9 protein-coding genes and 2 tRNA genes are annotated in these 12,723 nt (G+C 63.0%); 7 read left to right on the forward strand and 4 right to left on the reverse strand.

Annotation, left to right across the window (positions count from 1 at the left end; translation table 11 throughout):
- Positions 1-158 precede the first annotated feature (158 nt).
- From clpX to VSR82_RS01020, 6 genes are all read left to right on the forward strand, one after another.
- A complete protein-coding gene (clpX, locus tag VSR82_RS00995; protein ID WP_013089402.1) occupies positions 159-1,430 on the forward strand; it encodes an ATP-dependent Clp protease ATP-binding subunit ClpX in 1,272 nt (423 codons plus the stop codon).
- A gap of 201 nt (positions 1,431-1,631) precedes the next feature.
- On the forward strand, positions 1,632-4,052 hold the full coding sequence (gene lon / locus VSR82_RS01000) for an endopeptidase La (protein ID WP_018432018.1): 2,421 nt from the start codon (positions 1,632-1,634) through the stop codon (positions 4,050-4,052).
- 316 nt (positions 4,053-4,368) lie between these two features.
- Complete coding sequence (locus tag VSR82_RS01005; protein WP_008923411.1) at positions 4,369-4,641, forward strand: HU family DNA-binding protein; 273 nt, start codon at positions 4,369-4,371, stop codon at positions 4,639-4,641.
- A gap of 101 nt (positions 4,642-4,742) precedes the next feature.
- Positions 4,743-4,818: transfer RNA gene (locus VSR82_RS01010), tRNA-Val, on the forward strand.
- A 47-nt stretch (positions 4,819-4,865) separates the two neighbouring features.
- Positions 4,866-4,942 (forward strand) — tRNA-Asp (locus VSR82_RS01015).
- An 86-nt stretch (positions 4,943-5,028) separates the two neighbouring features.
- Positions 5,029-6,963, forward strand: coding sequence for a SurA N-terminal domain-containing protein (locus VSR82_RS01020; protein ID WP_429459342.1), 1,935 nt, complete (start codon positions 5,029-5,031; stop codon positions 6,961-6,963).
- A gap of 82 nt (positions 6,964-7,045) precedes the next feature.
- Here VSR82_RS01020 and VSR82_RS01025 read toward each other — a convergent pair whose 3' ends face one another.
- Both VSR82_RS01025 and VSR82_RS01030 read right to left on the reverse strand, forming a co-directional pair.
- Positions 7,046-7,393 (reverse strand): hypothetical protein, encoded by a 348-nt coding sequence (locus VSR82_RS01025; RefSeq protein ID WP_368585935.1) that lies wholly within the window; start codon positions 7,391-7,393, stop codon positions 7,046-7,048.
- Between the two features lie 119 nt (positions 7,394-7,512).
- Entirely contained in the window at positions 7,513-8,217 is a 705-nt protein-coding gene (locus VSR82_RS01030; RefSeq protein ID WP_410849141.1) for an arylesterase, read from the reverse strand.
- Here VSR82_RS01030 and VSR82_RS01035 point away from each other — a divergent pair.
- Positions 8,216-8,902 (forward strand): ABC transporter ATP-binding protein, encoded by a 687-nt coding sequence (locus tag VSR82_RS01035; RefSeq protein WP_410849140.1) that lies wholly within the window; start codon positions 8,216-8,218, stop codon positions 8,900-8,902. The two genes, VSR82_RS01030 and VSR82_RS01035, sit on opposite strands and share 2 nt — an antisense overlap.
- Positions 8,903-9,044: 142 nt before the next feature.
- Here VSR82_RS01035 and pgi read toward each other — a convergent pair whose 3' ends face one another.
- Complete coding sequence (pgi, locus tag VSR82_RS01040) at positions 9,045-10,667, reverse strand: glucose-6-phosphate isomerase (protein WP_429459339.1); 1,623 nt, start codon at positions 10,665-10,667, stop codon at positions 9,045-9,047.
- Between the two features lie 342 nt (positions 10,668-11,009).
- Entirely contained in the window at positions 11,010-12,665 is a 1,656-nt protein-coding gene (locus VSR82_RS01045; RefSeq protein ID WP_429459337.1) for an NAD(P)H-hydrate dehydratase, read from the reverse strand.
- Between the last annotated feature and the right edge of the window lie 58 nt (positions 12,666-12,723).

Here is a 12,723-nt window from a genome sequence, read left to right on the forward strand (position 1 = left end):
CGGCAAAACCGTCATCGGGCCGGTGGTGAATGTTCAACTTCCGTCCGGGCGTCTGCGGCAAGCGCCGTTATCGTGCTAACTAGCCCGGCCGCGCCCAAACTGCGTGGCGGGGGCAAACGGCGTATTATGTAATCCGGTGTCCGGAGGCTCACACATCTATGGCGGACAAGAAAGGTTCTAACAGCGAAAAGCTGTTGTATTGCTCGTTTTGCGGCAAGAGCCAGCATGAGGTCAAGAAACTGATTGCTGGCCCGTCGGTGTTCATCTGCGATGAATGTATCGATCTTTGCAACGAAATCATTCGTGACGAGGCTGCAGGCGCGGGCATCGAGGCGGGCTTGTCGAAGTCCGACCTGCCGACTCCGCAGGAAATCCGCGAAATTCTCGACCAGTACGTGATCGGTCAGGAGCGCGCGAAGAAAATCCTCGCGGTCGCGGTCTACAACCATTACAAGCGTCTCAAGCATCTCGACAAGAAGGACGAAATCGAGCTGTCGAAAAGCAACATCCTGCTGATCGGCCCGACCGGCTCCGGCAAGACGCTGCTCGCGCAGACGCTCGCGCGCCTTCTGAACGTACCGTTCGTGATCGCAGACGCGACCACGCTGACGGAAGCCGGCTATGTCGGTGAAGACGTCGAGAACATCATCCAGAAGCTGCTGCAAAATTGTAACTACGAGGTGGACAAGGCCCAGCGCGGCATTGTCTACATTGACGAGATCGACAAGATCAGCCGCAAGTCCGACAACCCGTCCATCACGCGCGACGTGTCGGGCGAGGGCGTGCAGCAGGCTCTGCTGAAGCTGGTCGAAGGCACAATGGCGTCGGTGCCGCCGCAAGGTGGCCGTAAGCATCCGAACCAGGACTTCATCCAGGTCGATACGACCAACATCCTGTTCATCTGCGGCGGCGCGTTCGACGGCCTTGAAAAGGTCATCGTCGACCGTACCGAGAAGACCGGCATCGGTTTTGGCGCCAGCGTGAAGAGCAAGCAGGACCGCGATGCCGGCGAAGTGCTGCGTGAAGTGGAACCGGAAGATCTGATCAAGTTCGGCCTGATTCCAGAACTGATCGGCCGTCTGCCGGTGGTCGCCACGCTCGGCAAGCTCGACGAAGCAGCGCTGATGAAGATTCTCGTCGAACCGAAGAATGCGCTGGTCAAGCAGTATCACAAGCTCTTCAGCATGGAGCGCGTCGAACTGGAAATTCGTCCGGCCGCGCTGCAGGCCGTGGCGCGCAAGGCGATCCGCCGCAAGACCGGGGCGCGGGGCCTGCGTTCGATACTGGAACAGGCGTTGCTCGATGTGATGTACGACCTTCCGCAAATGAAAGGTGTCAGCAAGGTCATCATCGACGACAACGTTATCGACGGCGACGGCAAACCGCTGCTGATCTACGAAGACGCGCCGAAGGTCGCGGGTTCGAACTGATCGGCTTTCGAGTTCTGCAAAAAAGCCGTTCATGGCGACGTGAACGGCTTTTTCGTTTATCGTGTGGTCAGGCTGGTTGTTCTCAACTATGGAGTCACTGAATCTTCGGAGTCACTGAACTTTTCCCACACGCGGAGGCTTGCAATATTTTCTGCTGGCCTCACCTATCGAACGAACTGATTCCACTCATGGGGAAATGAAATGTCAGGAACCCAACTCCTCCCGCCGGAACGCATTACGCTGCCGCTGCTCCCGCTGCGCGACGTAGTCGTTTTCCCGCACATGGTGATTCCGCTCTTCGTAGGCCGCCCGAAGTCGATCAAGGCTCTCGAAGCAGCGATGGAAGGCGGCAAGCACATCATGCTCGTCGCCCAGAAAACGGCTGCGAAAGATGAGCCGACCGAAAAGGACATGTACGAAGTAGGGTGTATCGCCAACATCCTGCAGATGCTCAAACTGCCCGACGGTACCGTGAAGGTGCTCGTCGAAGGCTTGCAGCGCGCGAAGACGCTTTCCATCGAAGAACAGGAAACGCAGTTCTCGTGCGAAGTCATGCCGCTCGAACCCGACCACGCCGACAGCGCTGAAACCGAAGCGCTGCGTCGCGCGATCGTGTCGCAGTTCGACCAGTATGTGAAGCTGAACAAGAAGATCCCGCCGGAGATCCTGACCTCCTTGTCGGGTATCGACGAAGCTGGGCGTCTCGCGGACACAATTGCCGCGCATCTGCCGCTCAAGCTCGACCAGAAGCAACACATCCTCGAGATGTTCCCGGTGATCGAGCGGCTCGAGCATCTGCTCGCGCAACTCGAAGCCGAGATCGACATCCTGCAGGTCGAAAAGCGTATCCGTGGACGCGTGAAGCGTCAGATGGAGAAGAGCCAGCGCGAGTACTACCTGAACGAACAGGTCAAGGCGATCCAGAAGGAACTCGGCGAAGGCGAAGAAGGTGCAGATCTCGAGGAGCTCGAGAAGCGCATCACGGCCGCCCGCATGCCGAAGGAAGCGAAGAAGAAGGCCGACGCCGAGCTGAAGAAGCTCAAGCTGATGTCGCCGATGTCGGCGGAAGCGACGGTCGTGCGCAACTACATCGACACGCTGATCGGCTTGCCGTGGCGCAAGAAGAGCAAGGTCAACAACGATCTGTCGAATGCTGAGCGCGTCCTCGACGAAGACCACTTCGGTCTCGAGAAGGTGAAGGAACGCATTCTCGAGTATCTCGCAGTCCAGCAACGTGTCGACAAGGTCAAGGCGCCGATTCTGTGCCTCGTTGGGCCTCCGGGTGTGGGTAAGACTTCACTCGGCCAGTCGATCGCGCGCGCGACGAACCGCAAGTTCGTGCGCATGGCATTGGGCGGCGTGCGTGACGAAGCCGAGATTCGCGGCCACCGCCGTACGTACATCGGTTCGATGCCGGGCAAGATCCTGCAGAGCCTGACCAAGGTCGGCGTGCGCAATCCGCTCTTCCTGCTCGACGAAGTCGACAAGATGGGCCAGGATTTCCGCGGCGATCCGTCGTCGGCGCTGCTCGAAGTGCTCGATCCGGAACAGAACCATACGTTTGCCGACCACTACGTCGAGGTCGATTTCGACCTGTCGGACGTGATGTTCGTCGCGACGTCGAACTCGCTGAACATTCCGCCGCCGCTGCTCGACCGGATGGAAGTGATTCGTCTGTCTGGCTATACGGAAGACGAGAAGGTCAGCATCGCGCAGCGTTATCTGTTGCCGAAGCAGAAGAAGAACAACGGCCTCAAGGATGGCGAGGTCGATGTGACCGAATCCGCGATCCGCGACATCATTCGCTACTACACGCGTGAAGCGGGCGTGCGTTCGCTCGAGCGTGAAGTGTCGAAGATTTGCCGCAAGGTCGTGAAGATGCTTCTGCTGAAGAAGGCGGAAGGCGCGGTGAAGGTCGACGGTAGCAATCTCGACACGTTCCTCGGCGTGCGCAAGTACGACTTCGGTCTAGCCGCCAAGGAAAATCAGGTGGGCCAGGTCACGGGTCTCGCGTGGACGGAAGTGGGCGGCGATCTGCTGACTATCGAAGCGGCAGTGATGCCGGGCAAGGGCAATGTGATCCGCACGGGTTCGCTCGGCGACGTGATGAAGGAATCCGTCGAAGCGGCACGCTCGGTCGTGCGTTCCCGTTCGCGTCGTCTTGGCATCAAGGACGAAGCGTTCGACAAACAGGACATTCACATCCACGTGCCGGAAGGCGCGACGCCGAAAGATGGTCCTTCGGCTGGTATCGCGATGACGACCGCGCTGGTGTCGGTGTTGACCGGCATTCCGGTGCGCGCCGATGTCGCGATGACGGGCGAAATCACGTTGCGTGGCGAAGTCCTGCCCATCGGCGGTCTGAAGGAGAAACTGCTGGCGGCGCATCGCGGTGGCATCAAGCTGGTGCTGATTCCGGAAGAAAACGTCAAGGATTTGACGGAGATTCCGGACAACGTGAAGAACGCGATCGAAATCGTGCCCGTCCGCTGGATCGATAAGGTACTCGAACTTGCGCTCGAACGTGTGCCGCAGGCGTTGCCGGAAGAAGAGCCGAAGCCTTCGGCGCCGGTTGGTGCCGAGCCGGGCAAGGATGCCGCGACGGACGTCGTCAAGCACTAAGGTCCGAGCCGCATCAGAATGCGCTGACGTCAAACAGCAGCGCTGTTGCTCGCTGAAGTAGAAAACCCGCGGTCAAGGCCGCGGGTTTTTTTATTGCCTGCGCGACCTTGTCGCGGTGTCGGATCACCAGACTTTCCGCTGCAACATACTGTGATGAAAGTGCCGCTCTAAAATCACCTCGATCAGGCTCAACCCCGGTTGACACAAGGGTTTCGGCCGCTTCTAATGGGGCGGCCTGGCGTTAGCGCCGGCCGCGTGGCGGGAGGTGCTGGAAAGCACTGTCACGATTGCCAATAAACATTCACGGGGGTTTTGAATGAACAAAACGGAATTGATCGATCACATCGCACAGCAAGCCGACATTTCGAAGGCTGCGGCCGGCCGCGCGCTCGATGCAGTCATCGCGGGCGTCAAAAGCACGTTGAAGAAGGGCGGATCGGTCACGCTGGTCGGCTTTGGCACGTTCGCGGTCGGCAAGCGCACCGCGCGCACCGGGCGCAATCCGCGCACGGGCGCTGCGATCAAAATCAAGGCAGCAAAAGTTCCTAAATTTAGGCCTGGCAAAGCGCTGAAGGATGCGCTAAACTAACGGGCTTGCTGCTTGAGGAATTGCTTGACCCGGTTGCGTGATCCATTCATCGGGCGAGCGGTAGCAAGGCAGAAAACACATCAAGCACTGAATCACGAAACGGGTGCTTAGCTCAGTTGGTAGAGCGGCGCCCTTACAAGGCGTAGGTCGGGAGTTCGAGCCTCTCAGCACCCACCAGTTTCAGATTCGGCGGCAGTGTTTTCAGTAGCAAGAGCGCAGTAAAAGGAGTGGTAGTTCAGTCGGTTAGAATACCGGCCTGTCACGCCGGGGGTCGCGGGTTCGAGTCCCGTCCACTCCGCCAGTATCCACGAAAGGCGAACTCCGGTTCGCCTTTTTTGTTGCCCGCTGAGGTAAGATCGGGCGTTCTGTTTTTGGCATCCCTCACGCATGCTCGATTTTTTCCGCAATCACCAACGCCTGATGATGTTCATGCTCATCCTCGTCATTTTGCCGGGGTTGGGTTTTGTGGGTATTCAGGGCTTCCGCGGCTTCTTTGACGAAAGCGCAAACGTCGCGAGTGTCAACGGTCACAAGATCACCCGCGTCGAATATGACGACGCGATGCGCCAGCAGCTCGACCGGGGGCGTCAGATGCTCGGCGCGCAGTTCGACATGAAGTCGTTCGACACGCCGGAGCGCCGCCGCCAGATGCTCGACGGCATGATCGAGCAGCGTGTGCTCGCCGACGAAACGCAGCGTCTGCATCTGACCGCATCGGACGACGCGGTGCGCCGTGCACTGCTGTCCGATCCGGTGATTTCGTCGCTGAAAAATCCCGACGGTTCGATCGACCTCGAGCGCTACAAGCAGTTGCTCGCGATGCAGGGCATGACGCCCGATCAGTACGACGAGCGCATGCGCTACAACCTCGCGATGCAACAGCTGCCCGCGAGCATCGCGGCGAGCGCGTTCACGTCGAAGACGCTTGCGCAGCACCTGACCGAGCTCGCGCAGCAGCAGCGTGAAGTGCAGGGCATCGCGTTCCATCCGCACGATTACGAGGCGAAGATCCAGCCGACCGATGCGCAACTGCAAGCGTATTACGACGCGCATCGCAACGACTTCGCGACGCCCGCTACCGCGACGATCCAGTATCTGGTGATGTCGCCGGCCACGCTGGGCGCATCGGTGCAGCCGAGCGACGCGGACCTGAAGAAATACTACGACGACAACATCGCCCACTTCCGCACCGAAGGCCAAGTGCGCGCGAGCCACATCCTGATCGCGGCACCGAAGGACACGAGCGCGGCCGACAAGGCCAAGGCGAAACAGAAGGCCGAGGAGTTGCTCGCACAGCTCAAGGCGCATCCGGATCAGTTCGCGCAGATCGCCCAGCAGAACTCGCAGGACCCGGGTTCGGCATCGAAGGGCGGCGATCTCGGTTACTTCGGCCGCGGCATGATCGCGGGCGGCCAGGCGTTCGACGACGCGGTGTTCGCGCTGAAGAAGGACGAGATCAGTGGCATCGTGCAGACGGACTTCGGCTTCCATATCATCAAGGTCACTGATGTAAAGCCGGCGGTGACGAAGTCGTTCGACGAAGTGAAAGAGCAGATCACCAGGGAGCTGAAGACGCAACTGGCGAGCAAGGCGTTCACCGACGGCTCGGAAGGCTTCACGTCGCTGGTCTATGAGAAGGCCAAGAGTCTGCAGCCGGCCGCCGACAAGTTCAAGCTGCAAATCCAGACCGCGACGGTCACGCCGCAGCCGGACGCGAAGCTGCCGCCCGACAGCCCGCTGAACAATCCGAAGTTCCTCGCAGCCGTATTCGCGAACGACTCGGTATCGGCGCACAACAATACGCAGGCCATCGACGTCGGGAACAACACGCTGATCGCAGCGCGCGTGACCGACTACAAGCCCGCCGCCGTGCCCGCATTCGACGCGGTGAAGGACGCGGTGCGTCAGAAGGTGATCGCCGAGCAGGCGAACGAAGCGGCGCACAAGGACGGCGCTGCGAAGCTGGCCGAGTTCGAAAAATCGAAGGCGACCGCCGGTTTCTCGTCGCCGCTCAAGGTTTCGCGCAATGACGCGCAGGGCGTGCCGCCTGCCGCACTGAGCGCGATCTACAAGGTCGATGCGCAAAAGTTGCCGGCCTACGTCGGTGTCGATCTCGGCGATGACGGCTATGCGATCTATCGCGTGAATCAGATCGTGCCGCCCGCTGCCACCGACGCGCAGCATCTCGCCGTCGCGCAGCAGCAGATTGCGCAGGTGGACTCGCAGTCGCAGGCCGAGGCCTATCTGAAGGCGCTGCGCGAGCGCTCGAAGGTGCAGTTCTACGGCACGCTCGACAACGCCGCCCAGACGGCCGACCAGTAAGCCGTAGCAAGCATTCCCTGCAGGTCAAAAGAAAAGCCCCGCAAATGCGGGGCTTTTTCTATCTACGGCCAGAGCGATCGTTTCACAGACAGCCGCTGATCGCGCCGGTAGCATTGCTTGCGCCCGCGCCGGCGCCGCCTGGGCGGAAGCCGACCCACGTGCCCTTGCCGCTATACGACGGACGGACCACCGCTGCGGCGCCGTTGGGCGGTTGCTGGCCCGGGACGTAGACGTCCATGGCCTGATCGTTGGCCAGGATACTTTGCGAAACGACCTGCTGTTGTGAGCTATCCGCCCATTTCTGCGCGATGCAGGTTGCGACGGCGCGAGGCGGCTGCTGGCTTTGACCCACCGACTGAACCCCCGCGGGCGGTTGAGCCGCGCAGGCCGAGATGGCAACAGTCAAAGCGATTAACGGTAAGTATTTCAACGTTATCTCCTCAGGAGTCGCTCAAGATTGAGCCGGGTGGCACGGAACGGCCCATGTATCGAACGGCTCGGCGATCCGTGCTCCCCCCAGGTTCCGGAAACAAGTCGTTAGCAGGTGTTTCAGTGCGGCGAACTTGTGCGAAGGAGTGGCTTGACAGCGGGCCACACGTTGTTGAGTAGCAGCGGCTGTGCCTGCTGCGTCGGGTGGATCTGATCGGCCTGGAACATATCCGGTTTATCCGCGATGCCGGCGAGCAAAAAAGGCACGAGCGGCAGATGGAATTCCTTCGACAACTGGCCGTAGAGGCCGTGGAACTTTTGCGTATAGTCGGGGCCGTAATTGGGCGGCACGTACATGCCGACGAGCACGACCTTCGCATGGCCGTGCTGCGCCTGTTCGATGATCGTGCGCAGGTTGGCCTCGGTCGTCGAAAGCGGCACGCCGCGCAACGCGTCGTTGGCGCCGAGTTCGACGATCACGATGCTCGGCTTGAGCCGTTCCATCAGCGCGGGCAGACGCGCGCGCCCGCCGCTCGTCGTGTCGCCGCTGATGCTCGCATTGGCGACGCTATAATCGATGCGCTCTTCGGCCAGACGCTGACGCATCAACGCGACCCAGCCCGTATCGCGGGGCAGCCCGTACTCGGCGGAGATGCTGTCGCCGAGCACGACGATCACAGGCTTCGCGGGTTCGGGCGCATTCGCCGCATGAGCCTGCAACGGTAACCAAACCAGCGCGGCGGCCATCATGGTCGCGCCGAATGCCGCGGTCAGCGCCGCGGCACGAGGGGCGATGGCGCGCACTTTCAACCTACGCTTCACCATGCCAAACAGAACTGATCCAGTCATTGAAGTGCGGGGTTTGTGCAAGAGGGTTAAGGATGCAACGGGTGAACTGACGATTCTCGATGACATCGATCTTGCCATCGATGCCGGCAGCAGCGTGGCGATCGTCGGTGCATCCGGGTCGGGCAAGTCTACGCTGCTCGGCTTGCTCGCGGGATTGGACAGCGCGAGCGCAGGCTCGGTTCGGCTGCTCGGCCGCGAACTCGGCGATCTCGACGAAGACGGGCGCGCCGCGTTGCGCAGCGGCGCGGTTGGCTTCGTGTTCCAGTCGTTTCAATTGATGCCGCATCTGACCGCGCTCGAAAACGTCACGCTACCGCTCGAACTGCAAGGCGGCATCGGCACACGCGAGGCCGCCGCGCGTGCGCGCGAACTGCTCGAACAGGTAGGGCTCGGGCAACGCACCGGTCACTATCCGAAGTTGCTGTCGGGCGGCGAGCAGCAGCGCGTTGCGCTCGCTCGCGCGTTCGTCACCCGCCCGAAGATCCTGTTCGCCGACGAACCCACCGGCAGTCTCGACGCGGCCACCGGCCACGCGGTCATCGATCTGATGTTCGAGATGAATCGCGCGCACGGCGCGACGCTCGTGCTCGTCACGCATGACATCGAACTCGCGCGGCGTTGCGATACGACGGTGACGATAGAAGCGGGGCGGCTCGCGTAATGATCTGCGCCGGATCGCGGGCTCGCGCTCGCGCATCGCCGCAACCATGTAGTCGTCGAAGCAAAAACAAAAGCGGGCCGCAGCCCGCTTTTGTTTTGTCTATCGCGCGCTAACGCCGCTAACGCGCACATCAAACTTCCACTCAGCGCTTCAACGCAGCCCGCGCCCGCGCGATCAACGCCGAGGTCGACGAATCATGCTTCTTCACGTCGGCACTCGCCGCACCCAGATCGGCCTCGACCACCTTGCCGAGGATCTTGCCGAGCTCGACGCCCCACTGGTCGAACGGATTGATGTTCCACACCGACGCCTGCACCAGCACCTTGTGTTCATAAAGCGCGATCAGCGCGCCGAGCGTGCGCGCGGTCAACGCGTCGAGCAGCAGCGTCGCGGTCGGGCGGTTGCCGGGGAAGGTCAGGTGCGGCGCGAGTTCCGGCTTGTCGGGGCCGGCCACCTTCTTTGCTTCCTCGAGCGTACGACCCAGCATCAGCGCTTCGCTTTGCGCGAAGCAGTTCGCGAGCAGCTTCGGATGATGGCTCGCGAGCGGATGCTCGGGCGTCAGCACTGCGATGAAATCGATCGGCACGATCGTCGGGCCCTGGTGCAGCATCTGGAAAAACGCGTGCTGACCGTTCGTGCCCGGCTCGCCCCACGTCACCGCGGAGGTCGCATAGTCGACGAATGCGCCGTCGAGACGCGCGGACTTGCCGTTGCTCTCCATTTCGAGCTGCTGCAGATACGACGGCAGAAAATGCAGCGCCTGTGAATACGGCGCGACCAGATAGCTCTGCGAGCCGAAGAAGTTGCGATACCAGATGCCGATCATGCCGAGCAGCACCGGCAGGTTCTTTTCGAGCGGCGCGGTACGGAAGTGCTGGTCCATCTCGTTGGCGCCGGCGAGCAGCTCGTCGAACTGCTGCGGGCCGATCGCGATCATGATCGACAGACCGACGGCCGACCACAGCGAGTAGCGTCCGCCGACCCAGTCCCACATCGAGAACACGTTTTCTTTCGCGATGCCGAACTTGACGACTTCGGCCGTATTCGCCGACACGCCGACGAAGTGCTTCGCAAGCGCGCTTTCCGGGCAGCCTTTCTGGATGAAGAAGTCGCGCAGCGAACGCGCATTGGTCATCGTCTCCAGCGTCGTGAAGGTCTTCGACACGATGATCGCGAGCGTCTCCTCGGGATCGATCTGCTGCATCACGTTGTACAGATCGGCGCCGTCGACGTTCGACACGAAGTGCGTCGAGATCTCGGGCGTCGCCAGATGATGCAGCGCGTGCACGACCATCTTCGGCCCGAGATCCGAGCCGCCGATGCCGATGTTCACGACATGACGAATCCGCTTGCCGGTGTAGCCGGTCCACGCGCCGCTGCGAACCTGCTCGGCGAACGCGGCCATTTTCTTGCGCTCGGCCTGCACGTCGGCGAAGAAAGGCGCCTTCGGGTCGGTTGCGCGCAATGCCGTGTGAAGCGCGGCGCGGCCTTCGGTCGGGTTGACGACTTCGCCCGCGAACATCGCGTCGCGGCGCTTTTCGACGCCGGCTTCGCGCGCGAGTTGCACGAGCAATTGCAGGGTTTCGTCGGTGATGCGGTGCTTCGAGAAATCGGCTGCGAGACCGCCGCCCGCGAACGTGAAGCGTTCGGCGCGCGTGGGAGCGGGATCGTTCTCGGGGGCGAACCAGTCGCGCAGATGCGCATCGCGAATCTTGTCGTAATGCGTCTGCAGCGAGGACCAGGAGGGGAGCGAGTTCTGGGTCATAGCGTCCGTCTAACCAAGGGGCACGAAGGAAGGCGCGCGCATGAAGCACGGCCGAGAATGATGCGGCGATTCAGTCAGAGCGATGCCACGCGGACCGGTTCGCGAGCGGGTGCCGACGATACTTCGCGAAGCCGGTGAACTTCGCGAAAACGCGAGGCGGCGCACGCGCCCGCTGGAGTATCGCCGCGACCCGCGACATCGATCCGACGCGCGGCGCAGGCAATCAGTATAGCGGGGATGCGTGGCGGGCAGCAGTGCGTTGCGCGCGGTCGCAATGATTGGGATCGCGATGTTTCACCGGTGTGAAAGAGCGAGGCGACCGAGCCGCGCACGACCCGTCCGTCAGGCAGGCGTCGCCGAATAGAACAGCCGGTTCAGTAGGGTGCGCACCATCGGCGCCAGCTCGCCGGCCGTCAAACCCGCGGGACCTTGGCCCTGCGCGGTCAGCGTATCGGCGGCGAGGCCGTGCAGATAGACGCCCGCGAGCGCCGCCTCGAAGCGTGGCAGGTGCTGCGCGAGCAGCGCGCCGATGATGCCGCCGAGCACGTCGCCGGTGCCGCCCGTCGCGAGCGCGGCGTTGCCGGTTGGATTCAGCGCGAGGCGGCCGTCGGGCGCGGCAATGATCGTGCCGACGCCTTTCAGCACGACGACGCTCGCAAAACGCGCCGCGAGCGCACGGGCGGCCGCCAGACGGTCGCGCTGCACGCTCGCCGCATCGCTGCCGAGCAGGCGCGCGGCTTCGAGCGGATGCGGCGTCAGGATGCACGGATCGCCCTGCACGCCGCGCGCGGTGACTTCGGCGGCGAGCGCGGGATCATTGGCGATCAGGTTCAGCGCGTCGGCATCGAACAGCTTGGGCACGTCGAGCGGCAGCACGTCGTGCAGTACGCGCGTCGCGCGTTCGCCATGCCCCATGCCGCAGCCGATCGCGAGCGCATCCATCGAATCGAGCGGCAGCGTGTCGATCGGATGCAGCATCAGTTCCGGGTGCGGCGGATCGTAGGGCGGGGCGCCTTCGCCGAGCAGCGCGACATGAACCTTGCCCGCGCCGCTGTAGAGCGCCGCGCGCGCCGCGAGGATCGGCGCGCCGCACATGCCCGTGTCGCCGCCGACCACCGCGAGGCTGCCGAAGGTGCCCTTGTTGGTCGCGAAGGTGCGCGGGGGCATGAACGGGCCGAAGAGGTCGGGGGCGCTGAGCTGGATCGCGGCGCGCGGGGCGCCTGGGGCAGCGTCCTGGCCACCGCCGCCGCCGTTGATTCCTGCGGTGAGCCCGATCGGTGCGACGGTCACCCGCCCGGTCAGGTCGCGGCCCTGCGCGGTGAAAAGCCCCGGTTTCGCGCCGATGAACGTGATCGTGTGGGTCGCATGGACCACCGCCGCGCCATTGCCGCCGATCACCGCGCCGGTGTCGCTGTCGAGCCCGCTGGGCACATCGAGCGCGAGTACGGCGCCTTGGGTCGGGCGCGTCTTCGTGCGTTGCGACAATTGCCGCGCGAGCGTCGCGAATACGCCGTCGAGCGGCCGCGCGAGACCGATGCCGAACATGCCGTCGACGAGCCAGCCATAGCCGTCGAGCGAGGCGGGCGGCGCAGTGTCGATCGGCACGCCGGCGGCGCGTGCGGCGTCGAGCGCCCAGCGCGCGTCGGCCGGCTTCACTTCGACCGGCATGCAGACTTCGACGGCGATGCCGGCCTTGTGCAGCTCCGTTGCGACGACCAGCGCGTCGCCGCCATTGTTGCCGGGGCCGGCGACCAGCCACGCGCGCTGCTGCGCTTTCGTCACCGAGGTATCCGCGGCGATCCGTTCGAGCAGCCAGCGCGCGGCCGCGTGACCGGCGCGCGCCATCAGCGTGTGCCCGGGCAGGGACGCGGCGGCCTGGGATTCGGCGATGCGCAGGTCGGTCAGCGTCAGCAGCGGCAGCGCAAGCGGCTGCGGGTCGCTGAGTGGGGCGGTGAGCGGATCGAAAAGGGTGAGCAGCGAGTTTTCGGCGTCTGTCATGGCGAAACCTGGCGGTGCGCCCGCGGCACGGCGGGCAGACTTGGGAATCGCTATGGTA

The sequence above is a fragment of the Burkholderia sp. JPY481 genome (assembly GCF_038900515.1).
GTDB classification, from domain to species: Bacteria; Pseudomonadota; Gammaproteobacteria; order Burkholderiales; family Burkholderiaceae; genus Paraburkholderia; species Paraburkholderia youngii.

Coding starts and splice junctions, on each gene's coding strand:
- VSR82_RS01030 (WP_410849141.1), bottom strand. CDS start 8,217: ATGGTGAAGCGTAGGTTGAAAGTGCGCGCCATCGCCCCTCGTGCCGCG.
- clpX (WP_013089402.1), top strand. CDS start 159: ATGGCGGACAAGAAAGGTTCTAACAGCGAAAAGCTGTTGTATTGCTCG.
- VSR82_RS01045 (WP_429459337.1), bottom strand. CDS start 12,665: ATGACAGACGCCGAAAACTCGCTGCTCACCCTTTTCGATCCGCTCACC.
- lon (WP_018432018.1), top strand. CDS start 1,632: ATGTCAGGAACCCAACTCCTCCCGCCGGAACGCATTACGCTGCCGCTG.
- pgi (WP_429459339.1), bottom strand. CDS start 10,667: ATGACCCAGAACTCGCTCCCCTCCTGGTCCTCGCTGCAGACGCATTAC.
- VSR82_RS01005 (WP_008923411.1), top strand. CDS start 4,369: ATGAACAAAACGGAATTGATCGATCACATCGCACAGCAAGCCGACATT.
- VSR82_RS01020 (WP_429459342.1), top strand. CDS start 5,029: ATGCTCGATTTTTTCCGCAATCACCAACGCCTGATGATGTTCATGCTC.
- VSR82_RS01035 (WP_410849140.1), top strand. CDS start 8,216: ATGCCAAACAGAACTGATCCAGTCATTGAAGTGCGGGGTTTGTGCAAG.